Below are 23,114 nucleotides of genomic sequence, written 5' to 3'. Positions count from 1 at the left end.
ATGTTATGCAGTACGCATAAAACCTAAAGTTAATGAAATAGTTCTTGCGTTAATTGGTGCGAATATAGTGTAATCCCCGCTTGAGTTTAACTACCCAGGCGGCGGTACGAACGCCACAATAAACGCAAATCCTGCAGCGGGCGATAGTCCCGCGCATACCAGTAATCTACCATCTGCAAACTTTCTGCCGTTAATTGCTGCGCCAATACCGGAAGCCCGTTTGAAGCGATTACGGCAGGCCGCAATGCAGGCAACCCCGCTCCGCCTCCTGCATAGCCGATCCATGTTTTGCGCGCACCAAGCACCTGCACACAACGGTATAAAAAGTGCAACGGTTTTTTTACCAATATCAATTGAATGGGGAATGTCAGCAGTGCAAGCAATGCCAGGCCAAAGTCGATCAGGCGTTTCAATCGGCGGTTATGCGGATCGCTCAGTGCAAATCCGTTTTCGCCTGATAGTGCTTCGCCTGCATCGTCTTTTGAATGACTACCGACGATGCTTCTGCTACCGGCCGCGCGCAGTTTCATTTTTACATTCGCCGGTTGCGCAGCAAGATTGTTCACGATTTCTTCAAAAGGAAGCGCTCCCTCACAATAAATAATTTCGCGGAAAGGCACCATTTTCCGCAGGGAAACCAGGTCTTTCCAATAACCAATGGCGCCGTTTTCGTTTGGGGTAATGCCAACGCGGCCGAGCACACGTTCCTGCAGGCCCGCTTCTTTCATCAACTGAAGTGTTTCCGTATATTCCTGCGGGCTGCCAACCACAACAGTGGTAACGTGTTCTTCTTCTTTGCGTGTTTCCTGCAATACATCCATGCGCACCAGTATCCTTCGCAACAATGTCAGCAGTAAAAAGCCAAGCAATGCGCCGAATAAAATAATACCACGCGAAAAACGGTATTGCTCCGGTAAAAGCGAGTATCCTGCCAATAAAAAAAGCGTGGCTAATAAGGTGGAGCTTATCAGTTCCGAACGATGATATCTTCTATCGTACAGTCCCGCGTAATACGCGGCCACGAGGTAGAAAAAAGCAAACGCGGGAAAAGCAATCCACAAGAGTTGTGACGAGTATTGAATATCCGGCCGCACATATCCCGACCAGATTACTTTTACGATCCAGAATGAACCGATGATCAATACAAGATCGATCAGCGGCAGTCCCGCTTTTTTTATAAAGCTGCCGATGGCAGCCAGCACCGCGCGCATCCAGATGGCCAGGTGAATAAACACATTGAACAATCCCGCTTTGCCGCCACCATAATGTTTGCGCACAAAGATGCTCATGGCCTGGTAAAACATGCGCACATAGTTCATGCTGCCCTTCTTGGTGCTCTCGCCTTTGAAATGCAGGATGGAACTGCCGGAGAAATAATAGTTACGAAATCCTGCCTCCTGTATCCGGTAGCTGAGGTCTACATCTTCACCATACATGAAAAAGGCTTCGTCGAAGCCGCCGGTTTTATCGAGCACCGTTTTGCGGATCCACATAAAAGCGCCGGCCAGTACGTCTACCTCATGATCCGTTTTTTCTTCAAGATGCCCTAAATGATATCGTGCAAAGACCTTTGACCGCGGAAACAAACTGGTCAGTCCGGCGAGTTTGAAAAAGGAGGTAAGCGGTGAGGGAAAGGATCGTTTGGATTCTTTGAGAAAGCGTCCGCTGCCGTCGAGCATGCGAATGCCCAATGCCCCCGCATCAGGATGCGCTTCCATGAAATCGCGGCATTGCAGAAAGCAATCTTCGGGAACGATGGTATCGGGGTTGAGGAATAAAATATATTTTCCTTTGGAAACGGCCAGCCCCTGGTTACAGGCTTTTCCAAAACCGACATTGTCTTTGTTGGCAATGAACCGCACATCGGGAAAGGCCGGTTGCAGATACGCAAGGCTGCCGTCGGCAGACCGGTTGTCAATAACCAGGATCTCCGCCTGCAGGCCATTACAGGCTTTGCGCACCGAGTAAAGACACTGCTCCAGGAAATGTTTGACGTTGTAATTAACTATGATAACGGATAGATCCAAGTTGGTCCGGTTTGAGATTATTCCCTGCAAAGAAAGTTAAACCAGCGGTAACCCCAAAAACACACCTTGTCTAAGTATCTTTGCGTATGCTTAAAACAGTATTACTGGAGGCGTTGCAGGCCGGCGGGGCAGAAATCACCCGTTTTTTTAATAAAGAATTTAAGATTACCAATAAAGAAGGGGTGAACAACCCCGTTACCGAAGCCGACCATGCTTCGGAACAGGCGATTTTTGCCGTGATCCGCAAATCTTTTCCCGATCATTTCCTGCTGAGTGAAGAAACCGGCGAGGTGAAACAGGAATCGGATTATAAATGGATCATCGATCCCATCGACGGCACCATCAATTTTGCCCACGGCATTCCGCTGAATTGTGTATCGATCGGGTTGGAATATAAAGGCACCGTGATCATGGGCGGTGTATACAATCCGCATATGGATGAATTATTTTTCGCAGAAAAAGGACAAGGCGCCTCACTTAACGGCCGCCCCATCCGCGTAAGCGACCAGCACGAAACATTGCATTCCTGCCTCGTTACCGGTTTTCCTTATACGTATATCAATATGCCCAACGGACCGCTGGAGGTTTTTGAGCGCCTGGTACGCAAAGGCATTCCCGTGCGTCGCCTCGGTGCGGCGGCCATCGATCTTTGCTGGGTTGCCTGCGGACGGTTCGATGGATTTTATGAACATAAATTGCAGGCCTGGGACAGCGCAGCAGGTTTCCTGATTGTGGAAGAAGCCGGCGGCCGTGTAACGGATTTTGAGGGAAATGATTACTCCCCGTATCAGCACCGCATCCTGGCCACCAACGGAAAAATCCATGATGAACTGCTGGATGTAATCAACGCACGTAAAGAACTTTAATACCAACGACATTACTTATGAATAACGACCGCACAGAAATTTCTTCTCTGGGTGAATTCGGATTGATCGATCACCTGACCCGCAATATCGAATTGCATCACGTTTCCTCCGTATTGGGTGTGGGCGACGATGCCGCCGTTATCGATCATTTCGGTAAACAAACCGTGGTAAGCACCGACCTCCTGATCGAAGGCGTACACTTCGATCTCGGTTATACACCACTGAAACACCTCGGCTACAAAAGCGTTGTGGTGAACCTCAGTGATATTTATGCGATGAATGCCACGCCTACGCAGATAACGATGAGCATCGGCATCAGCAACCGGTTTGGCCTCGAAGCGCTTGATGAATTTTATGAAGGCGTATACGCAGCCTGCAGCGCCTACCAGGTAGACCTTGTTGGCGGCGACACTACGTCCTCCTCAAAAGGATTTGTGATTTCCGTAACGGCAATCGGCGAGGTAACGCCCGGCTTGTTTGTAAAACGCAGCACCGCCCGCAAAGGCGATCTGCTCTGCGTCAGCGGTGATCTCGGCGGCGCTTATGTGGGTCTGCTGTTCCTCGAGCGGGAGAAAAGAATTTTCATGGAAAGCCCGGGCGTACAACCCGACCTGGAAAATGAAACCTATGTGATCGGTCGCCTGCTGAAACCGGAAGCGCGCCGCGACATCGTGGACTTTTTTGCGGAGCAAAATATATTGCCTACGGCGATGATGGACATCAGCGATGGCCTCAGTTCGGAAATCCTGCATATCTGCAAAGACAGCAACCTGGGTTGCGTGCTGTACGAGGATAAAATCCCGGTTTCGGAAGACATGAAAAAAGCGGCTTTCAAATTTGAAATAGATCCCACCGCCTGTGCATTGAGTGGTGGTGAAGATTATGAGCTGCTGTTCACCGTATCGCAGGAAGAATACGAAAAGCTGGTGCTTAACGAAAACATCAGCGTGGTGGGTTACATGACGGATGCCGAAGAAGGCGCCAACATCATTACCCGCGGCGGATCACGCCATCCGATTACGGCGCAGGGATGGAATGCCCTGAAAGGAAGCTGAACCGAAACTGTTTTCCTGCTATTTTCTTATTATCTTTTCTGTTGCATGGCTTCATGAGGTGTTTTGTTTACATAGCAGTGATCTTGTTGATTACCGGCTGCAAGGCCGGTAAATCGTCATTTACAGCCAACCGTAAATATGCGCCCGCGCAATTGCAGAAGGATTATGATATCTGCCGCAACATCCTGGAAGAAGCGCACCCCAGCTTGTATTGGTACACCTCGCGCGACAGCATGAACTTTTATTTTAATGAGGGAAGAAGCCGTCTCCGCGATTCGCTGACCGAGCCCGAATTCAGAAAAGTATTATCGTATGTTATTGCGAAAATCAACTGCGGACACACATCCGTACGTCCCTCGCGATCGTACACCAAATATTTGGACACCGTTCGCATCGGCCGCATTTTTCCCTTAAGCATGAAGCTCTGGAATGATACGATGGTGGTAGCCGCCAGCCTGCTGCGGCAGGATTCTCTGATGAAAAGAGGTACGCTCATTCGCAGTATTAACGGGCTTACCACAAAGCAACTGACCGACACGCTCTTCGATTATATTTCCACGGACGGATACAATACCACGCACAAATACCAGAGCCTGAGCAACAGGGGTTCGTTCGGATCCATGTATACTTCTTTGTACGGCTTTCCGCGTTTTTATGATATCGTGTACCAGGATAGTATCGGGCAGATGAAACAGGCACGTATCACGCCTTATTATCCTGGCACCGATACGGTACGCCGCAGAAATGTAGTGGCAGAGCCCAAAGAACCACAACCTTCACGCCGCGAGCGGCGCAGGATGCGGATGAACAACATGCGTCTGCTGCGGATGGATACCGCCAACCACATGGCTGTGATGGACCTCAATTCCTTCAGCCGCGGCTGGCAATTGAAAAAGTTTTTCCGCAAGTCATTCAAAGCTTTGCGCAAGTATGATATACAATACCTGGTAATCGATGTGCGCAGCAACGGCGGCGGAAGCGTGACCAACTCCACCAATCTTACGCGCTACATTTCCGATAAATCCTTTGTGGTGGCGGATTCGTTGTATGCCGTTACTAAAAGAAAAAAATACAGCCGTTATATTGAATCAGATTTCTTCAACCGCCTATTCATGACCTTTTTTACACCGCGGAAAAAAGATGGCCTGTATCATTTCCGGTATTTTGAAAGACACCGTTTCAAGCCGCACCGCAAACATCATTACGATGGACAGGTGTATATTCTTATTGGGGGTAATTCTTTTTCCGCCACCACACTTTTCACCGGCGCATTGATCAAACAGGATAATGTAACGGTGGTGGGCGAGGAAACGGGCGGAGGTGCCTACGGCAATTCTGCCTGGCTGATCCCGGATGTTACGCTGCCGGAAACCGGCGTGCGGTTTCGCTTACCGCTCTTCCGCCTGGTGATCGATCATACTTTGCCCAAGAATGGCAGAGGCGTACAGCCGGAAATCTATTCCGGTCCTACCATTGAGGCTATACAGCGCGGCGCCGATTATAAAATGGAAAAGGTGATGCAATTGATCCGCCAGTCTCAGAGCGTCAACGAAAAAGGATCGGCATCTTTCCAGAACGGAAACTGACGTCTTACTTTTTCCAGGTGTTCGCGATCGAGTGTAAGGGTGAACACGTCCTCTTCATTTTCCTTATGATAAAGAATTTCTCCAAGCGGATCGATGACCATACTGTCTCCGCTGTGTGCAATGCCATTACCATCTTCCCCTACGCGGTTCACACCGATCACATAACATTGATTTTCGATGGCGCGTGCGCGTAAGAGTGTTTTCCAGGCGGTATTGCGTCGTTCGGGCCAGTTGGCTACATACACGAGCACATCGTATTCGGGTTCAGCGGCTGTTTGTTGCCTAGCCCATACGGGAAAGCGCAGATCGTAACAAACCTGCAGGTTTATTTTCCATCCTTTTACGGAGGCAATGAGTCGCTTGTTGCCTGCGGTATAAGACTGATCTTCTCCGGCAAAAGCAAAGCGATGGCGTTTATCGTAAATGCCGTATTGGCCATTGGGCAATACCCAGAGTAACCGGTTGTAAAAAGCGCCGTCTTCTTCAATGATCAGGCTTCCTGTAAGGATCACGCGTTCTTCGCGGCTTATTCTGCGCATCCATTCAACAGATTCTCCGTGCATATTTTCAGCGAGCAAAGACGGCTGCATGCTGAAGCCGGTGCTGAACATTTCAGGCAGTATCACTATTTCTTTTTTTCCCCCGATGCTTTTGATCTTTTCTTCAAGCGCTGCGAGGTTGGCATTTTTGTCCTCCCAAACCAGGTTGGTTTGTACCAGTGTAACGGTTAAATCTTGCATGTGAATATGGGGTTTTTGTTCCCCGGCGCGGAGACCGGCGATGCGAAGGCTAAAGATACACGCGTTTGCCCGGAAAAGACTGACTAAAAAGCCGTTAGCTTTTTTTCTTGCAGCAATGGCACGACAGGCACCCATTTTGCACCTTTTACATCAAATACATTTTTTATGCGGAAAGCAATTTTACCCTCTGTAAAAGCCAGCTTTCCAGTAGTAGCTGGCTTTTTTCTGATGATGACAATGAGTGTGCGTGTTCAGGCTCAGCAATATGTTATCAATCAAAAGGACCAAACGCGTCCTGAAGCAAATATCCCTGTTGTTCAGCCTTCCAAAGATGTTACGTTGAGTGTTCAACGTAATGGTTATTATAATGATGTGCAGTGGCAGGTGCTGCGCGACCAGGGAGTTCGCAGTTTTACAGTTGAATATAGTTTTGATGAAAAAGATTACCTCGCTGCTGGTAATCCTGTAAACCAGGGTGGTGTATACAAACTGCGCCACTATGTACAGGATACTACTGCACGCTTCTACCGGTTAAAGGTAGAAACAGCCAACGGACAATTTGTATATACAGAACCTGTACTGGCAGGCAACAAAATGATCAAACCCGTTAAGGTATATCCGACGGTGGTAACAGGCGATGTAGTAAATGTGGTCGCCGATTTGCCGGTTGAGCGCATTGTCATTACGGCTGGTAATGGTACACAGGCTGTTGTAAGAGATGTGAATGGCAGAAGGGATTTCATTCCTGTACAGATTCCGTCTTTAGGCAAGGGTATGTACCTAATTACTTTTTATGGTAAAGACTGGCGTCAGACCGACAAGTTTATGATTGAATAGGTATTAGTGCGTTGAAATGCGGATGGGCACTGATTTTGCGGGATTTATCCTACAAAAACCTTTGCTTATGCGTATAAATTTACCCCGTCGTAAGCAGGCCGCCATTTCTTTTCTTTTTCTTCTTTGTTCTTTCCACCCCGGTGCCCAACCCACCGTTAATTATGTTCCCGTAGTATCGGGCCTTACAGCTCCAATGGAAGTAGCTACAGCACCCGGCGATGCATCGGGGCGGCTATTCATTGTAGAAAAAGGAGGTACCATCCGTATCTGGGATGGTACACAGCTGTTACCCACTCCTTTTCTCAACATCTCCGCTTCTGTTATCAGTACCGGCGAACAGGGCTTATTAAGTATGGCCTTTCACCCGCAGTATGCAACCAATGGATTTTTCTTTGTGTATTACAATGCACTCAATGGAAACGTCACCGTGGCAAAGTACCAGGTGTCGGCCAATCCCAATGTTGCGCTCCCCACACAGATCGGACCGTCCTTGGTCAATATTCCCAAACCTTTCGACAATCACAATGGAGGGCATCTGCAGTTCCGTACGGAACTCGGATTACACTTTCTCTATTTCGCCACCGGCGATGGTGGAAGTGGCAACAATCCCGACAACTCTGCGCAGAACCCGCTTTCGTTGTTAGGAAAAATGATCCGCATGGATGTGGATCTTCCTGTACCTGTTCCGGAGATATGGGGATGGGGATTGCGTAATCCGTTCCGCTGGAGTTTTGACCGCGGCACCGGTGATATGTGGATCGGCGATGTGGGACAAGGCGCGCGTGAAGAGATCAGCCGAAGGGCCAATGGTACGTTCGGTGCCAATTTCGGCTGGCCTTGTATGGAAGGCACGTTGGTCAATGTAAATGCCCCGGGCATCGCAGATTGCGATACGGTAACCGCAACAGATGTGTTACCTGTATACGAATATCTTAATCCATCGCAAGGCCGCTCGATTGTAGGTGGTTTTGTTTACAGAGGCTCCGAGTTCCCGACCTTACAAGGTTATTACCTGTTTACGGATTATTTCTCCGGCACTTTGTGGAAAATGATACCAGACGGAGGCGGCGGGTTTACCGTAACTACTCAGGCTGGTATGGGCGGCGGTGTTTCTTCCTTTAGTGAGGCCTCCGACGGCACTTTATATGTGACCAACCTTAATACAGGTGTGGTATCGAAAGTGACGGTATTGATCACCACTCCTGTGAAATTGATTTCTTTCAGCGGTATCGACAATCGTGGTTCACATGAACTGACCTGGATTACCGAAGAAGAATCTTCACTGAGCCGTTATGTGATCGAACAAAGTACCGATGGCCGTGGCAACTGGACACCAGCCGGCGAGGTGGCCGCACTGAATCAATCCGGTCGCACCACTTATCATTTCAGCCAACCGGCATCCACTCGTTTGTTCTATCGCTTGAGGACAGACGGCATCGACAACCGTTATGAATATTCCGCCGTTATTGCCCTGGGTGGGAAAGGCAATGGTGTTATCCAGGTCTATCCAACCCTGATCAACGATGGACAACTGCGAATCAACAGTGCAGATCCGGTAGAAAATATCCAGATTTACAATGGTACCGGACAACTGGTATTGCGTTCTGAACGTGGCGGTCAGCAGGGCTTCTTCCTGCAACCCGTCAGCATGCTAAAAACCGGTGTTTATTTTGTGCGGATACAGGGAAATCAATTCGTGCATACCGAAAAAATTGTCATCCCTTAATAAATGAAAAGCCCCGGTCAGAAGCCGGGGGTTTTTATTCTTTGTTCTTTGCTGTGATCTTTTCTACCACCGGATGAATCAACTCATGTTCGAAACCCCGCTGAATGAGGTAGTCGAGTGTTTTCTTTTTACGGACTAAGTATTGTTCCCCTTTCAGCGAAGCATAGCGCTCTGTTGCAATTTTTTGCAGCAATATCCTGTATTCATCTTCGTCGATCTGCTTCAACGCTTTTTTAATAAGGTATTCGCTCACCTCTTTTTGTTTGAGTGCATACCTGATCTTCACGCGGCCCCATTGTTTCATCCGGTATTTCCCTCCTGCGTAGGCAATGGCAAACCGTTCTTCGTTGAGGTAGTCTTCTTCGATAAGCGTCCCGATAATTTCGTCGTGATCTCTTTTCCACACACCGAGCTGATAAAGTTTATCGCGCACTTCACTGTGACTGCGCTCCTGGTAGGCACAGTACTGTTTCAGTTTTTGCAACGCCTGTTCTTTGGTCAACTGTTTTTTGTACATCATGCAAAACTACGTCATAACATGAAAGCAGGCTTCCTTTCGGAAACCTGCTTTGCTCAGCTGAAACCGTCCAAACATCAGCGCATATTGCTGATACTATTTTTTGCCGTCTCGTGTCTTGTTTTGAGACGTAAAGAGATTCCACCGCCGAAACTCATCGTCGTTTTTGCCGTGCTAATTGTTTGTGAGGTGAACGGTGCATTCATTACCTGTGCACGGATTTCCTGTTGTGAGGCATTATAATTTACACGCGACAAATCTTTGTATCGTACGCTCACCGATTGCTCGGTGGGATTGATAAGACCCGAAGCATAAATGTGCATGCCGATAAAACTATTGCCGGGAAACCATTCCAGGCGGATCGTTGGTTTAATAAGTAGTTGAAAAGGCTTCTCGCGTACATCCTCTTTCTGTGAATTATTGTAGTCCGCGATCAATTCGCCTGACGAGATATCGGTGACGGAAAATTCTGCGAAAGAATTTTTACGGATACCGCCCGCAATACCTGCCTGCAATTGCAGATTGGCGGGCAGGGGTTGACGATAGACGGGACCGATGGCCAGGTACCAGGCTCCTTTCGAAGACCGGAGGTCGGTGGTGGTAAAATCCTGGATACCCGCAGAATAGTTTTTAAGGTCGAAGCCGGGATCTGTAGGGAAATGGCCTCCCTCGAGCGTAGCGCCTATTCTCGATTTAAAATAACCGATGGTCGCGGATGGCGTGAAGTGACTGGAAGCATTGGGCTGAACGGCTTTGGCTTGTCCGCCCGATGCCTGAAAAACAAGTTCATTTTGTAAAGGCGCAGATCGTATGCGGGTGTGATTGCTGCGCGATGCATTCTGGTTGAAGGCGCGTGTGTCCTGCGCGGACGCGGAAACGCCCGTAAACAACATTGTAAGAAATAACAGGGAGAAAATTGGTTGCGGTCTCATCTGTATAACTATTTAGCTATACGGATATAAACGCCACGCAGTTTTTGTTACCTATACCTCTTCCAGTCTTTCGGTACAGCCGAACTCCTGTTTCAGACGGTCGTCGTAGTAGTCGGCTTTCTGCAGCAGGTTACGGAATTCTGCCACGCCGGTTTCGCGGGTCATATCGAGGTCATAGATAATGCGCGAAAGCACGATGTTGTTTTTAACACAGCTCAGCACCAACCCGTTGAGTTGGTAGTTTTCTTCCAGCAAAAATTGGTACAGCGGTTTGATCTGTACCGGATCGGTTGGTAACTGACACAGATACGCGTCACCGGCAATGAAAAAGTTTTCGGCGTTGTACGCAATTTTTATTTTGGCAGAGCCTTCTTTGACGGTCCAGTTGTTTACGCCTTCGCGCGCCAGTTTTACGTCTTTGCCTAATTCACGCAGTATTTCTTCAATTGTTTTGGCGGCGCCCATTGGCTCCAGTTCTTTTTCCGGAATTTCCGGAAGCTGTACTTCCGTGCCGCAGCTCGGGCAATATTTTGCAGAGTCGATGTTGGCTTGCGTTACAAGGAAGTTGCAACTGAAACAGCGGCAGGATGCCTGTCCGCGGTTGGGTTGATAAAGCTGCAGGGCTTCGCGCAGATAATAAACGGGTAATGCAAAACCCAGGTTGTCGCCACCTTTGATGATAAAGGAATTGACGCCGATGATCTCGCCGGTATTATTCACCAGCGGACCGCCGCTGTTGCCGGGATTGATGGCTGCATCGATCTGGATAAATTTCAGTCCGTCGCGGATGCGGTCTACCTTGGAGATCACACCTTGCGTAGCGGTATAGTTAAGGCCATAAGGATGACCAATGGCCACTACAAGGTCACCGTCTTTCAGTTCTTCGTAGCGTCCGAGCCGCACCTCGGGTAATTCCACGTCGCGGGGTGCTTCGAGGAAGGCGAGGTCGTGTTTGCGATCGGTGTACCATACGCGTGAAAGTGTTTTTTCAAAGGCTTTTCCTGCAATCGTTACTTCGGCATTGTTATCAACTACGTGGTCGTTGGTAACGATAAGATCAAATTCTTTTATGTAAAAACCAGTACCGGTGCCGGTTGGTGTCGCTATCTGGATGATGGCCTTCTGGTACTGTTCGATTATCTGTTGTGGATCCATGTGTTTGGTAGGTTGAGCAGTGTCTCTTATTGAGACTCCATGTTCAGAAATTCAATTTCATTGGTAAAACTATGATTGAAATTGATCAGGCTGTCCTGGCGCAGGTTAGCCGCTTTGAAATCCATCGCCGGATATTTTTCCCTCCACCGTTCCTGTATGGCATAGATCTGATCGTTGATCAGCGCCATGTTGAATTCATTTTTGGCAACATCGTAGTATACGCTTGTGAAGCCGAGTGCCAGGAAGAAATCAGGATAATTTATCCGCATGTATAAAAGAAAAAATTCTGTGATGGGCCGCGGAAGGCTGTAAGAATATTGCGCGTAAGAAAGTCCGTACTCGATGATACCGTTGCCATAAAAAGGATAATTGTTATCGCGGTACCAGGTCATGCTCTGGTTGCTCGCATGTATTGAATCCGCGAGTGTTTTGTGCACTTGCGGCGCAACAATGGCGAAAGTGTATTTGGAGCGGAACAGGTAAGGAAAAATTTCTTCTTTGCTCTTGGCCTGCAGCTTGCGGAACGCTTCGATCATGTCGCGGTTTTTTTCCGTAGGCTGACGTTCGTCTTTTTTAAAATAGATGGCGGAAATTTTTTCCAGCTCATTCAATAGTTGCCCTTCCGGCGACACGAGAAAGTCGATGCGGTAGGCCAGTGAAAGCAGGAGATAAGCATTTCCTCCGGAAAATTTATCGGCGTCGGTGGCGGCAATGGCATCCAGCGTTTCCTGGATCCATTTCTGCATGTATTGATACTTTACTTCCTTTTCGTGTGCGGGAAGTGGTTGTATGTGTTCGCTGTCGATAGACTGTAGCATGGAGAAGTCCTGTACCAGCAGGTCATCCTGTTTATCGGCTTTGGTGGAAAGTTCTTTCAGTCCGTAATACAGTTTGCTGGGGCTGGCGGATGCGATATTGCTGTCGAAACGCATGCAAAGGCGCTCATTATCCAGTGCAAAACGGCTGTAATAAAGGCTGAAATTCATTTCCAGGAGGCGGCGCATAACGGGCACGGAGGCCTGTGGCATGCCGGCGAGGGTTACTTCGGCCTGCAGGCGGCTGTCGTCGAAGGTGCCGCGGACAATCTTGGAACCCTGGTAAAACTCGAACCGTCCCTGGGCCTCATTGCGTTCGTAAACCACATTCTGGGAATTATCGTCGCGGAGGTAGTCGAAAAACGCGTCGATACTTTCGGGGATCTTTTTTTCCTTAAAGAGATTATCGGCGTCGGTCCAGCGGGCCACTTTGGCCACGGACTTATTATTATCAGAATATCGTCCAAACTGGATATCCGGATCCGTGCTTTTCGGCTCATCCTTTCTTTTTCCCCAGCCAAACAGTTTATCGAACATAGTACAGGAATTTGGTCAAGGAAGGTACAAAACAGTTCCTAATATCTGCATGCGGAAAAAAGGATAAGTTTGAGGTATGCCGGGCCTGTCCGGCCGTGTTTTTTAGCTAAAAAAAGTTTAGTTTCGCCCCATTCAATTTTTATTATGAAGTTTATTGCGTCATCATCTGCACTACTGAAACAGTTGCAGCATATCTCCGGCGTTATCAATGCCAATACGGTATTACCTATCCTTGAGGATTTCCTGTTCGAGATTGACAAAAATACCCTGACTGTAGTCGCTACGGACCTCGAGACCGTTATGCGTGTGCAGTTGGATGTAGAAGCCAAAGACAGCGGACGGGTTTGTATCCCCGCAAAAATCCTGATCGATTCCCTTAAAAATATTCCCGATCAGCCCCTGACCTTTACCATCGACAAGAATTTCGGCATCGAAATTACCAGCGACAACGGTAAGTACAAGGTAATGGGTGAAAATCCGGACAATTTCCCTAAAGAACCTGCCGCAGACGATACTTCGTCTTTCACCATGACGGCCACCGCGCTCGTTACCGCTATCAGCAAAACATTGTTTGCGACCAGCACCGATGACCTGCGCCCTGCCATGACCGGTGTGTTCTTTGAACTCGACAAAAAAGGAATTCAGTTTGTGGCTACCGACGCACACCGTCTGGTTCGTTACAAACGTACCGATGCAAGCTGTCCAAAATCAGACACCTTCATCGTGCCCCGCAAGCCGCTGAACCTGCTGAAGGCCGCGATCCCCGACAACGAAGACGAGATCACCCTGAGCTACAACGGCAATCACCTGTTTGTACAACACGGTACCACACGCATGAGCTGTCGCCTGATCGACGCGCGTTTCCCTGATTACAAAGTGGTCATTCCGGCAGACAACCCTTATCGCCTTACGGTGAATAAGGCCGATTTTCAGAGTGCATTGCGCCGTATCAGCGTATTCAGTAATAAAAGCACCAACCAGGTAGCGCTGAGCATCAGCGGCAGCGAGCTGCAACTCACCGCGCAGGACGTTGACTTCAGCTTTGAAGGTAACGAACGCATGAAGTGCCAGTACAACGGCGAAGACCTGGTAATTGCGTTCAACGCCAAGTTCCTGATCGAAATGCTCAACGCGGCCGAAGGTGATGAAGTGAACATCGAACTGTCCACTCCCACCAAAGCCGGTCTGTTGAAACCGACCGAGCAGGACGAAAACGAAGAACTCCTGATGCTGGTTATGCCACTGATGCTGAACCAGTAATCTCAATACAAAAACAATTGCAAACCCCCGCTATTGGCGGGGGTTTTTTCAATCGGTAATAAGTGAATAATGTCAGACTGCCCTGGTTCGTGTATACACGAACCAGGGGGCGGAATACACATCATTACTGACTTATTCACCCATTCACCTATTGCCATGCCCTCCGCCGGCTGTTTACTTAAAACTTATAACCTGCTACATTACACCCCAGGCCTTACGCCTTAAACCTTTTACCTTCATATCATGAAATACGTCCCGGTAGCGGCATACGACAACTACGTAACGGCACACCTGGCCAAAGGTCGCCTGGAAGCCGAATCTATCCAATGCTGGCTGATGGACGAAAACACCGTTACCATTATGCCCATCTGGAGCCAGGCGCTCGGCGGCATAAAACTTATGGTGCCCGATGTGCAGGCTCCCCGCGCACAGGAAATCCTGGCCTCCCTCGAACAGGCACACAAATCCCATCACGCCTGCTCCCAATGCGGGTCGCACAACACTGAAGAAATCAGCACACCGCGAAAGATCAGCAACTGGATAAGCGCCATTTCCACGTTTTTATTGGGCAATTATGCCATTCCCGTGAAAAAAGTCCGCCGTTGTTTTGATTGCGGTCACGAAACCCCTCTCTGAGATTTGACCGGATTTTCGTAAATTACCTATTGATTTTTTTGCCATGTGGGACAGCATTATTGAATATTTCTCGACGCTTGAGCAACGACCCGGCCAAAGGATGGCTTTTCTCGTGGGCGGTTTGTTGATCTTCTGGATCATAGAAGGGGCTATTCCGTTGTTGCCCATGAAATACAAGCGCAATAAGCTACGGCACGCTGCCGTCAATTTCGGATTTACCTGCATTCACCTCGTTATTCATACATTGCTCGCCATCCTGATCGTCAAGTTATCAGACTGGTGCCGCGAAGCCGATTTCGGACTGATTCATTGGTTTGGAGCGGGCATTGCCGGCGCCATCATCATTTCTGTACTGGCTCTCGATTTCAGCAGCTGGCTTGTGCATTTTGTGATGCATAAAGTGCCCGTGCTCTGGCGTTTCCATTTGGTACATCACAGCGATAATAATGTGGATGTCACCACCGGACTCCGGCATCATCCGGGCGATAGCCTGCTGCGCGGCGTTTTCTTTCTGCTATTAATCTTCGTCTCCGGCGCGCCGATGTATGGGGTAATGATCTACCAGACCCTGGTGGTGATCGCTACGGCATTCACACATGCCAATATCAGTCTTCCCAAAAAACTGGACAAGGTGCTGAGTTATGTACTTGTTTCTCCCAATATGCACAAAGTGCATCATCACTGGAAGCAACCCTATACAGACAGTAACTACGGGGCTGTATTTTCCTTCTGGGACCGGCTGTTGGGTACCTTTATGAAAATGGATCCCAAAGAAATCCGCTATGGCCTTGACCGCTATTATCCCAATGAAAAAGACGAAGACTTTATGTCTTTGATGAAAAGGCCTTTTCAGAAATTGCATGATTAAAGAACAACGGCCATTATTTTTACACCATGAAAATAATTGCGCTCATTCCGGCACGTTATGCTGCCACACGATTTCCCGCTAAACTGATGCAGACACTCGGCGATAAACCGGTGATCCGTCATACTTATGATGCAACGGTGGCCACCGGTTTGTTTGATGAAGTGATCGTGGTTACGGACAGTGATATTATTTTCGGTGAAATAACAGCGCATGGCGGAAAAGCGGTGATGAGTGTGAAGCAACATGAGAGCGGAAGTGACCGCATTGCGGAAGCGATTGCAGACATGGACGTAGACGTGGTGATCAATGTGCAGGGCGATGAACCGTTTATCCGCAAAGAGCCGCTGGAAAAGCTTGTACGGCTGTTTGACGACCCCTCGGTGCGCGTAGGTTCGCTCATGCGCAAGATTACAGAAGCCGAAGAGTTGCTGGCCAACAGTTGTGTAAAAGTGGTGGTGAATAAATTCAATGACGCATTATATTTCAGCCGCAGTGTAATTCCCTTCGCTGCAAACCCCGCCGTACATGCGCCCTATTTTTTACATGTTGGTGTATATGGATTCCGCAAACAAACACTGCTGGATTTCACAACATGGGAAGCCGGTCGCCTGGAGCAGGTGGAAAAGCTGGAACAACTGAGATATCTTGAAAATGGCGTCACGATCCGCATGGCCGAAGTTGAATTCACGAGCGTGGCCATCGATACGCCGGAAGATCTTCAAAAAGCAAAAACGATTCTCACTGACCGATAAAAATACCGTGGGCCGGGTATAGCCGGGCGCTTCGATACGCTGATCTTCGTTCCGGTAAACAATGTGTTTCTGGTATTGATCACGCGTTTCGTGCTCACACTTCCACACACGAAACCACCGATCCCCACAGTCATGTGGGGATTATTTTTTACCTTAAAGTATGAATGTGAAATTGCGCCCGGAAAAATACCTGAAGTATCTCTACCTGCCCAATTTGTTCGGCACCCAGCGGACCAAAGAAATCCTTTCTGTCAATCCCACGATCGTTCCGCAACGCGCAGAAGCAGAAGAAGTGTGTGTGCATGTTTTTGATTACGATGCCGACACCATCGTGGAAAAAGAACTCGACAAAGTCGACGAGGCATTTCCGTTCAAGACCAGCAAACGCGTAAGCTGGATCAATATAGACGGGCTTCGCAAAGCCGATATTGATCTCATTTCGGAATATTTCGGTATTCACCCGCTTTTGATTGAAGATATTCTCAGCGTCAGCCAGCGCCCGAAAATGGACGAAGTGGAAGGTGTGATGCTTTGCCTGTTGAATATGCTTTACTACAATGAAGCCAAGCAGACCGTAGAAGTGGAGCAGATCAGCATCGTGTTGGGTGATCAGTTTGTTATCAGCTTCCAGGAAGATGCGAGCCGCGATGTGTTCAACCCTTTGCGCGAGCGGCTGCGGCTACCCACCAGCAAAGCAAGAGGCCGCAGTGCGGATTATCTCTGCTATGCCATGCTCGATATGATTGTGGATAGTTATTTCCTTGTAATGGACAAACTCGGTGACCGCATCGAATTACTGGAGGAAGAAGTGGTACGGCGCAGTAATAAACGTTCACTCGCCAGGATCAACCAACTGCGCAAGGAGTTAATTGTTTTAAAAAGAAATATCGCTCCGGTGCGCGATCTCATCGGCAACATCGTGCGCAGCGAAAGCGATCTGCTCGATGATCGCACAACCAAGTATTTCAAAGACGTTCATGACCACATTATCCAGGCTTTTGATCTCATTGAAAACTACCGGGACGTAATGATGAGTTTGCAGGACCTCTATATGAGCAACGTAAACCTGCGGTTGAACGAAGTAATGAAAGTCATGACGATCGTGACTTGTCTGCTGGCGCCGGCAACGGTTATCGGCGGTATTTTCGGAATGAACTTCGATATCATTCCGTATGCACATCACGAATGGGGTTTTTATTTCGCCGTAGGCGGAATGTTTATTGTACCCTTGGTGATGTTGTATATTTTTAAAAGGAGGGGCTGGTTCTGATGTGTCAGCGTTGCACGGCTTTTTTATAAACCGGCACCGTGCTGCAGGGCTCTCCGTACATCAGGCTTTTAACAACCGGGCGCAACAGGCGGGTAGCTTCTGCATAGGCGAATGGTCCGATTTCCACATCTGCGCATCCTTTGATCACAACACGTTTATCGGAAAATTCTTCCAGCGGCAGTGCAGCAAGTTGCTGCATAAATAGATGCCGATGAAGCTCCTGTTCGGTTCCGGCAATCACTTGTAATGCCACTGGCTCGAGATAAGTCGTTACCAGCATATAGGCCCACACGGGAATGATGGCGTCTGCCGAGCAGGTGATGGCGACGTTTTTACCGCGGTATTGTTCCCAATCGGTTTGCTTCAGCGCTTCGCGGAAATCTTTTTCTTTCAGGATAAGCCCCATGAACAGATGCTCCTTGAGATCAAAGACGGCGGTTGGCGCTGAAGGATAGTATTGCTCCAGATCCAGCGTGATCAGTTCACTTTGCGCTACTTTATTGACAATAGGACCTTCCATGATGTGTTTTGCTTATAAAAATAACAAGGTTCCGGCTCTTTTGTTGACAAAAAACCCTCCGGAGTTCCGGAGGGTTTTTATATTCTTCAGGGATTTTCTATTAATAGAATTCTCCGCGGTAGTCTTTGATCCTGGCGGCTTCTTTGAGGGCCTGTGAAGGAGGCGCCTGGTACATTGCCTGCATTTTAGCCTGCTCGTAGCGTGATTTGCGTTGCTCATCAACATTGGCGTCAGCAACCGGAGTTGCGCTTACGTTGTCAACACGGATCACATATACACCTTGTGAACCTGCGATAGCAGTGGTTACTACTTTGCCGGCATTTGCTTTGTTGAAAGCAGCACCAATCACTTTAGGTTCGAAACCGAGGACAGAAGAGGAAGAACCGGTGAAACGTACGCTGTCGGCTACTTCGATCGGCTGACCACCAAGGGCGGCAGATGCAGCTTCGAGGGTAGTGATGGTGCCCAGTTTCTTTTTCACGATCTCTGCTTTTCTTTTGTTGCGCAGCAGCGGCTCAACCAGCAGACGGGCCTGAGAAGCAGATTGTACGCCTTCTTCGTTCACTTCAGTAACGAGGGCAACAATGTAATTTTCACCAACCAGTTCCGGAGCCAGTACTTGTCCTTTTTTCGCTTTGTAGATATTCTTGATAAACTGGCGGGAGAAACCAAGACCCTGGATCTCATAAGAGGCAGGGGTGATGTTCATTGCCACGTTTTTGTTGATGCCTTGTTCTTTGCGGAGTTTTTCTGCAGCAGCTTCAAATTCTTTTGCATCACGTGCAGTAGCGGCAAAGCTGGAAGCAGCGGCGTCAGCAGCATTGGTTGTTGTCTGGCTGGCGTCGATGTTCTTCGACATGTAGGCAATGTTAAAGTGAGGCTCTGTACCGATGAACGACATGATCTCGATATAGTGATAACCAAAGTTGGTCTTCACTACTTTTTTGTCGCCGGGTTTGCCGTCGAACAAAATGAACTGACCGAATTCCTTCGCGAAGCCTTCGCCCTGGATATCGGTAGAAGCAAAAGTCATTACACCTTTCTCCTGTCCGGCTGCTTCGTCAGTGCTGTATTTCGCTTCGAGTGAATCGAAAGAAGCGCCGCGTGCAATGGCCATAGCCACGCTGTCGGCTTTGAATTTAGCAATTGAGTCCGCCATGATCGGCTGACCCTGACGGTCGGTTGTTCCCAGCAGGATGTGACGGCATTTAACGCTGTCGGGCAGCACTTTCATGTCGATCATTTTCGCCAGTACATAAGCACCGCCATCGAGGTATGGACCATATACAGCACCTTTGGCCAGGCTGAACAGCGTGTCTTTATTAGACATCTGGATAGACTGGTTGGCTTGCTGCAATTTGGATTTGGGGAAATAGATAGAAGAGTATTCCATGGATGAGCCATTACGCACCAGGAAAGACTCCGGATCTTTTGTAGAATCGAATTCAGGTTTCAGGTTCAGCACCGCTTCGCGTGTAGCAGCAGTGTCGTCAGCTGTTGGCAACGCACTGAAAGAAACATAAGCGATAGAACGGCTTTCTGTTTGTTTGAAATCTTTCTTGTGCTTGTTCACATAATCTTCGATCTCTTTATCAGTGATCTTGCTGGAGTCAGTTATTGCAGCATAGGTCTGACGAACGAAAGAAATTTTTGCGATTTCCGCATTATCCTGGTTCTGCTTTTCAATCATCCATTTCGGATAGTTGATGCTGTTCAGCAGAAGAGAATTGTATTTTTCTGAAAGACGCATCTGGCGCAGCTCAACGAGGTAGTCGTTCAACTGTTGTTTCATCTGTACGTCTTTTCCTCTTTTGATTTCGTTGATACGCTGGCGAACTGCTTCGGCATTGTATTGACCTGTCTGCGGATCGGTGCCCATCTGACGAACATCGGCAGGAGGATTAACACCGAACAGCATGTCGTCAAGCTCGGCAGCAGAAACACCGATACCGAGTTTATCAGCTTCATCGTTAAGCAGGATCTTGTTTACTTCTCTGTCCCATGTTTCCTGTAACGCACGTTGCGTAAGGGCAGGACCTGTAAGACCATAAGTCTGCTGGCTCGCTTGCAGACGGTCTTCGATTTTTTTGAACTCCTCGCCAAACTCATTCACATCGATTTTTTCTCCGTTTACCTTACCAATCACACTGGAAGGACCGCCGAAGATGGTGTTGCCATTCTCAAAAGCAAGCATTACCACGAACGTGATGAGGGCCAGGGCAATGATAACCGCCATTACTTTGGCGTACTTCTCCTGGATCTGCTGAATAACTGACATAATAGTATTAGTGGTTATAAAAAGGATGGCAAAAATAGGGGTTTTGAAGTTATGAACAAATTGGGGAAAACTCACGAAATCAGCGTGAATGCACGTCTTGCGGCAATGATTCGCATAAAAAAACCCCGCCTGTCCGGCGGGGTCTGCTAATAGGCTGTAAACTATTTCTTTTTCTTCGGATGAACCAGCTTCATTTCTTTCACCAGGTGACCCGCGCCGGCGTATTTATCTATAATAAATAATACGTAGCGGATATCCACCATGATATTGCGGCAGATCGAAGGATCGTAATTGATATCACTCATGGTGCCTTCCCAAACCCGGTCGAAGTTCAGACCAACCAGGTTGCCATAGGCGTCCAGCGCCGGGCTTCCGCTGTTACCGCCGGTGGTATGATTGGCGGCGATAAAACAAACCGGCATTTTTCCGGCCGCGCCGTATTGACCATAGTCTTTCTTTTGATAGAGTTCGCGGAGTTTGGCCGGCACATCAAATTCGTAATCGCCGGGAACATATTTTTCCATTACGCCATCGAGATAAGTATGAATATCATATGCAACGGCGTCGCGGGCTTCGTATCCTTTGACGGTTCCGTAAGTCACGCGTAACGTGCTGTTGGCATCCGGATAGAATTTTTTCTCGGTCATCACATCCATCTGCGCCTGCATGTACGTGCGTTGAAGCGCGTTGATGCGGGCCTGGATTTCGGTGAGGCGGGGAAGTACTTTGGCCGAATAATTCTGCGCCAGCTCCGTTTGCAAAGCCACGGCCGGGTCATTGGTCAGGGCATTCAGCAGGCCAGCAGGATCTTTATCCAGCGCTTCGAGTACTTTATTTTCATCCGCCAGCACGGTTGTTTTGTAAAGTTCCTGGGCCCAGCGCGCATAATCACCGGCGTAGCCGGCGGATTTTTGGCGAACAGAGGGTGCTGAATAGGCAGAATCCTGTCCTATATATATAGGCATCAGTGCTTCGAAGAGTTTTACATCTACGCGGCTGTCGTATTCTTTATAAAACTCACGGAGGCGTTCTTTGGTTTTAGGCAGTTGGGCCTGAAAAGCCGTTTCTCCCTGATTTTGGGCCGCTTTTAGCTGTTTTAGCTGTTGAATTACGGTAAAAAGTTCAATTTTAGGGATTATCTCACCATATATATCGCGTGCAATACCGTAAGGATATAGTTCTGCGTAAGCTTTTTCCAGGTCGCCGAGCACTGTTCCGTATTGCTGTTTTAGTTGGGCACTGGCCAGCACGCGGCGGTTGAATTCTTCTTCATATTTTTTCTTTTTCCCGACACCATCTGTACGGTTAAGGCCCAATACCTCCCCCTGCCATTTTTTCCAGGCATTGGCGATGCTGGCATATTTTGCCGCGTATTGGATTTTTATCTGCTCATCGTTGCGCATAAAGCCATCGATCACGGCGAGTGCCTTGTCGCGGATAGCGATTTTTGTCGGATCGTTTACTTCTACTATTTGTTTTACGGCAGCTGCGGGCAGGTATTCCGTTGTGCGGCCGGGAAAGCCGAAAATCATGGTAAAATCTCCTTTAGCCGTTCCGTCGAGTGAAATAGAAAGTGACTTTTTTGGCACAAAAGGGACGTTTTCTGTTGAATATGCGGCCGGTTTGTTGTCTTTTCCGGCATAAATACGGAAAAGTGAAAAATCCCCGGTGTGGCGGGGCCACATCCAGTTGTCGGTGTCTTTTCCAAAATTTCCGATCGAAGAAGGCGGTGCACCTACCAGTCTTACATCATTGTAGGTCTCCGTAACGAACATATAATATTGATTGCCTTCAAAAAATCCGCGGATAAAAGCATCCTGGTAGGTTTCTCTTTTAGCCGCATTTTTTACAAGACCCATATTTTTTTCAATCAGTGCCTGGCGATCTTTTTCAGACATACCGCTGGTTACGCCATTCAGTACGAGTTTGGAGACATCTTCAATTCTGGCGATAAAAGTGACAAATAGACCCTGATTCGGGATTTCTTCGGCATAATTCCGTGCCCAGAAGCCATCTCTTATATAATTATTATCAAGCGTTGAATGGTTCTGAATGGCATCGAATCCGCAGTGGTGGTTGGTAAGTACAAGACCTTTGGAAGAAATGACTTCGCCGGTACAAAAGCCACCGAAACTCACGATTGCGTCTTTGAGACTTCCGTTATTCACACTATATATATCCCTGGCGCTGATCTTCATGCCGAGGCTCTTCATTTGCTGTTCATTCAATTTCTCCAGCAACAGGGGTAACCACATTCCTTCGTCCGCGCGCGCCAGCGAGGAGAAAAAGAGGACAAAAGCGAGCAAAAACAGTTTTAGTACCTTCATATAGCGATAGATTTTGCGTAAAAATAGCACTTGTTAGTTTTCAGCAGTTGTAGATTTTGGATTGAGTCAGGCGGGTGAATAACAACTATTTCTCCCCACAGAGCTGTGAATAGAGATGGAAAAGTGTGAATAACCCTGTGTGAAACGTTGATATGGAACGGGATTAGTGGGATGTAAACAGTTTCGAAAGTTAATTTTTTATAACGCGGTGCAAAGACGCACAGTTATTCCACAACAATCCACATTCAACATCGCAAAAAGGGATCAGAAAGTTTTCATCAGGATTAATTCACACAATTGTGGAAATCGGGCTCAAATTCAAACCAGTCGTGATAAATGGATGTTAATAAGGGAAATCAAATTGTGAATAACGACAATTCCAAACGCCAAAACCGATTTTAAAAAATAGT

19 protein-coding genes are annotated in these 23,114 nt (G+C 48.1%); 10 read left to right on the top strand and 9 right to left on the bottom strand.

The window, feature by feature from the left end; translation table 11 throughout:
* Positions 1–86: 86 nt before the first annotated feature.
* Positions 87–2,027 carry a glycosyltransferase family 2 protein gene (locus H608_RS0101505; protein WP_028786118.1) on the bottom strand — a complete coding sequence of 647 codons (1,941 nt, stop codon included), beginning with the start codon at positions 2,025–2,027 and terminating at the stop codon, positions 87–89.
* 86 nt (positions 2,028–2,113) lie between these two features.
* On the opposite strand from H608_RS0101505, the gene H608_RS0101500 reads away from it, so the two are divergent.
* The 3 genes from H608_RS0101500 to H608_RS20860 are packed head-to-tail and all read left to right on the top strand — an operon-like array spanning position 2,114 to position 5,534.
* Positions 2,114–2,893 carry an inositol monophosphatase family protein gene (locus H608_RS0101500; RefSeq protein ID WP_038006623.1) on the top strand — a complete coding sequence of 260 codons (780 nt, stop codon included), beginning with the start codon at positions 2,114–2,116 and terminating at the stop codon, positions 2,891–2,893.
* 17 nt (positions 2,894–2,910) lie between these two features.
* Positions 2,911–3,948: a thiamine-phosphate kinase gene (gene thiL / locus H608_RS0101495; RefSeq protein WP_028786116.1), complete on the top strand. Its 1,038-nt coding sequence runs from the start codon at positions 2,911–2,913 to the stop codon at positions 3,946–3,948.
* A 53-nt stretch (positions 3,949–4,001) separates the two neighbouring features.
* Positions 4,002–5,534 (top strand): S41 family peptidase, encoded by a 1,533-nt coding sequence (locus tag H608_RS20860; protein WP_051267903.1) that lies wholly within the window; start codon positions 4,002–4,004, stop codon positions 5,532–5,534.
* Here H608_RS20860 and H608_RS0101485 read toward each other — a convergent pair.
* Positions 5,486–6,274 carry an amidohydrolase gene (locus tag H608_RS0101485; protein ID WP_028786115.1) on the bottom strand — a complete coding sequence of 263 codons (789 nt, stop codon included), beginning with the start codon at positions 6,272–6,274 and terminating at the stop codon, positions 5,486–5,488. The genes H608_RS20860 and H608_RS0101485 overlap by 49 nt on opposite strands.
* A gap of 165 nt (positions 6,275–6,439) precedes the next feature.
* On the opposite strand from H608_RS0101485, the gene H608_RS0101480 reads away from it, so the two are divergent.
* Together H608_RS0101480 and H608_RS20855 are read left to right on the top strand one after the other, a co-directional pair.
* The gene (locus H608_RS0101480) at positions 6,440–7,111 is read left to right on the top strand and encodes a hypothetical protein (protein WP_028786114.1); all 672 of its coding nucleotides are present in this window, start codon (positions 6,440–6,442) and stop codon (positions 7,109–7,111) included.
* A 67-nt stretch (positions 7,112–7,178) separates the two neighbouring features.
* Positions 7,179–8,837, top strand: a complete 1,659-nt coding sequence (locus H608_RS20855; RefSeq protein ID WP_051267902.1) for a PQQ-dependent sugar dehydrogenase — start codon at positions 7,179–7,181, stop codon at positions 8,835–8,837.
* Positions 8,838–8,871: 34 nt separating this feature from the next.
* Here the strand turns inward: H608_RS20855 and H608_RS0101470 are convergent, their stop codons facing one another.
* From H608_RS0101470 to H608_RS0101455, 4 genes are all read right to left on the bottom strand, one after another.
* On the bottom strand, positions 8,872–9,357 hold the full coding sequence (locus H608_RS0101470) for a regulatory protein RecX (protein ID WP_028786113.1): 486 nt from the start codon (positions 9,355–9,357) through the stop codon (positions 8,872–8,874).
* Positions 9,358–9,431: 74 nt separating this feature from the next.
* Positions 9,432–10,286, bottom strand: a complete 855-nt coding sequence (locus tag H608_RS0101465) for a hypothetical protein (RefSeq protein WP_155990007.1) — start codon at positions 10,284–10,286, stop codon at positions 9,432–9,434.
* A 51-nt stretch (positions 10,287–10,337) separates the two neighbouring features.
* Positions 10,338–11,441 (bottom strand): trypsin-like peptidase domain-containing protein, encoded by a 1,104-nt coding sequence (locus H608_RS0101460; RefSeq protein ID WP_028786111.1) that lies wholly within the window; start codon positions 11,439–11,441, stop codon positions 10,338–10,340.
* Between the two features lie 26 nt (positions 11,442–11,467).
* The gene (locus tag H608_RS0101455) at positions 11,468–12,793 is read right to left on the bottom strand and encodes a type III secretion system chaperone family protein (protein WP_028786110.1); all 1,326 of its coding nucleotides are present in this window, start codon (positions 12,791–12,793) and stop codon (positions 11,468–11,470) included.
* Between the two features lie 144 nt (positions 12,794–12,937).
* On the opposite strand from H608_RS0101455, the gene dnaN reads away from it, so the two are divergent.
* The 5 genes from dnaN to corA all read left to right on the top strand — a co-directional run bounded on the left by dnaN (position 12,938) and on the right by corA (position 17,579).
* Positions 12,938–14,053, top strand: a complete 1,116-nt coding sequence (gene dnaN, locus H608_RS0101450; protein WP_028786109.1) for a DNA polymerase III subunit beta — start codon at positions 12,938–12,940, stop codon at positions 14,051–14,053.
* 243 nt (positions 14,054–14,296) lie between these two features.
* Positions 14,297–14,689: a putative signal transducing protein gene (locus tag H608_RS0101445; RefSeq protein ID WP_028786108.1), complete on the top strand. Its 393-nt coding sequence runs from the start codon at positions 14,297–14,299 to the stop codon at positions 14,687–14,689.
* 43 nt (positions 14,690–14,732) lie between these two features.
* Entirely contained in the window at positions 14,733–15,557 is an 825-nt protein-coding gene (locus H608_RS0101440) for a sterol desaturase family protein (RefSeq protein ID WP_028786107.1), read from the top strand.
* Between the two features lie 26 nt (positions 15,558–15,583).
* Positions 15,584–16,309 carry a 3-deoxy-manno-octulosonate cytidylyltransferase gene (kdsB, locus tag H608_RS0101435; protein ID WP_028786106.1) on the top strand — a complete coding sequence of 242 codons (726 nt, stop codon included), beginning with the start codon at positions 15,584–15,586 and terminating at the stop codon, positions 16,307–16,309.
* A 160-nt stretch (positions 16,310–16,469) separates the two neighbouring features.
* Entirely contained in the window at positions 16,470–17,579 is a 1,110-nt protein-coding gene (corA, locus tag H608_RS0101430; RefSeq protein WP_245565699.1) for a magnesium/cobalt transporter CorA, read from the top strand.
* 4 nt (positions 17,580–17,583) lie between these two features.
* On the opposite strand, the gene H608_RS0101425 is transcribed toward corA, so the two are convergent.
* The 3 genes from H608_RS0101425 to H608_RS0101415 form a co-directional block, all read right to left on the bottom strand.
* Positions 17,584–18,099: a DUF2480 family protein gene (locus H608_RS0101425; protein WP_028786104.1), complete on the bottom strand. Its 516-nt coding sequence runs from the start codon at positions 18,097–18,099 to the stop codon at positions 17,584–17,586.
* 100 nt (positions 18,100–18,199) lie between these two features.
* The gene (locus H608_RS0101420; protein WP_028786103.1) at positions 18,200–20,377 is read right to left on the bottom strand and encodes a peptidylprolyl isomerase; all 2,178 of its coding nucleotides are present in this window, start codon (positions 20,375–20,377) and stop codon (positions 18,200–18,202) included.
* Positions 20,378–20,538: 161 nt separating this feature from the next.
* The gene (locus H608_RS0101415) at positions 20,539–22,704 is read right to left on the bottom strand and encodes a S46 family peptidase (RefSeq protein ID WP_028786102.1); all 2,166 of its coding nucleotides are present in this window, start codon (positions 22,702–22,704) and stop codon (positions 20,539–20,541) included.
* Positions 22,705–23,114: the final 410 nt, after the last annotated feature.

It is taken from the genome of Terrimonas ferruginea DSM 30193, assembly GCF_000425585.1.
GTDB lineage: Bacteria > Bacteroidota > Bacteroidia > Chitinophagales > Chitinophagaceae > Terrimonas > Terrimonas ferruginea.
Note: the sequence above shows the minus strand (reverse complement) of the source record. Positions and strands in the feature narration are given on the sequence as shown.

What these genes read in the sequence shown, in the direction of transcription:
- H608_RS0101500 (WP_038006623.1), top strand. Translation starts at nt 2,114, where the DNA reads ATGCTTAAAACAGTATTACTGGAGGCGTTGCAGGCCGGCGGGGCAGAA.
- thiL (WP_028786116.1), top strand. Translation starts at nt 2,911, where the DNA reads ATGAATAACGACCGCACAGAAATTTCTTCTCTGGGTGAATTCGGATTG.
- H608_RS20860 (WP_051267903.1), top strand. Translation starts at nt 4,002, where the DNA reads ATGAGGTGTTTTGTTTACATAGCAGTGATCTTGTTGATTACCGGCTGC.
- H608_RS0101485 (WP_028786115.1), bottom strand. Translation starts at nt 6,274, where the DNA reads ATGCAAGATTTAACCGTTACACTGGTACAAACCAACCTGGTTTGGGAG.
- H608_RS0101480 (WP_028786114.1), top strand. Translation starts at nt 6,440, where the DNA reads ATGCGGAAAGCAATTTTACCCTCTGTAAAAGCCAGCTTTCCAGTAGTA.
- H608_RS20855 (WP_051267902.1), top strand. Translation starts at nt 7,179, where the DNA reads ATGCGTATAAATTTACCCCGTCGTAAGCAGGCCGCCATTTCTTTTCTT.
- H608_RS0101470 (WP_028786113.1), bottom strand. Translation starts at nt 9,357, where the DNA reads ATGATGTACAAAAAACAGTTGACCAAAGAACAGGCGTTGCAAAAACTG.
- H608_RS0101465 (WP_155990007.1), bottom strand. Translation starts at nt 10,286, where the DNA reads ATGAGACCGCAACCAATTTTCTCCCTGTTATTTCTTACAATGTTGTTT.
- H608_RS0101460 (WP_028786111.1), bottom strand. Translation starts at nt 11,441, where the DNA reads ATGGATCCACAACAGATAATCGAACAGTACCAGAAGGCCATCATCCAG.
- H608_RS0101455 (WP_028786110.1), bottom strand. Translation starts at nt 12,793, where the DNA reads ATGTTCGATAAACTGTTTGGCTGGGGAAAAAGAAAGGATGAGCCGAAA.
- dnaN (WP_028786109.1), top strand. Translation starts at nt 12,938, where the DNA reads ATGAAGTTTATTGCGTCATCATCTGCACTACTGAAACAGTTGCAGCAT.
- H608_RS0101445 (WP_028786108.1), top strand. Translation starts at nt 14,297, where the DNA reads ATGAAATACGTCCCGGTAGCGGCATACGACAACTACGTAACGGCACAC.
- H608_RS0101440 (WP_028786107.1), top strand. Translation starts at nt 14,733, where the DNA reads ATGTGGGACAGCATTATTGAATATTTCTCGACGCTTGAGCAACGACCC.
- kdsB (WP_028786106.1), top strand. Translation starts at nt 15,584, where the DNA reads ATGAAAATAATTGCGCTCATTCCGGCACGTTATGCTGCCACACGATTT.
- corA (WP_245565699.1), top strand. Translation starts at nt 16,470, where the DNA reads ATGAATGTGAAATTGCGCCCGGAAAAATACCTGAAGTATCTCTACCTG.
- H608_RS0101425 (WP_028786104.1), bottom strand. Translation starts at nt 18,099, where the DNA reads ATGGAAGGTCCTATTGTCAATAAAGTAGCGCAAAGTGAACTGATCACG.
- H608_RS0101420 (WP_028786103.1), bottom strand. Translation starts at nt 20,377, where the DNA reads ATGTCAGTTATTCAGCAGATCCAGGAGAAGTACGCCAAAGTAATGGCG.
- H608_RS0101415 (WP_028786102.1), bottom strand. Translation starts at nt 22,704, where the DNA reads ATGAAGGTACTAAAACTGTTTTTGCTCGCTTTTGTCCTCTTTTTCTCC.